The sequence below is a fragment of the Mycolicibacterium bacteremicum genome (genome assembly GCF_002086115.1).
GTDB lineage: Bacteria > Actinomycetota > Actinomycetes > Mycobacteriales > Mycobacteriaceae > Mycobacterium > Mycobacterium bacteremicum.
Map to the genome: position 1 here is coordinate 1 of NZ_MVHJ01000083.1, position 264 is coordinate 264.

Annotated in this window: 1 protein-coding gene; it reads left to right on the forward strand. The window is 65.9% G+C overall.

Annotation, left to right across the window (positions count from 1 at the left end):
* Positions 1–264 (forward strand): RNA polymerDNA-directed RNA polymerase subunit B (locus tag BST17_RS28585; protein WP_133053625.1); only part of this gene is annotated, 264 nt, incomplete at both ends.

Sequence of the window (264 nt, forward strand, 5' to 3'; positions counted from 1 at the left end):
AAACCAGATCCGGGTCGGCATGTCGCGGATGGAGCGGGTGGTCCGGGAGCGGATGACCACCCAGGACGTGGAGGCGATCACACCGCAGACGTTGATCAACATCCGGCCGGTGGTCGCCGCGATCAAGGAGTTCTTCGGCACCAGCCAGCTGAGCCAATTCATGGACCAGAACAACCCGCTGTCGGGGTTGACCCACAAGCGCCGACTGTCGGCGCTGGGGCCCGGCGGTCTGTCACGTGAGCGTGCCGGGCTGGAGGTCCGTGA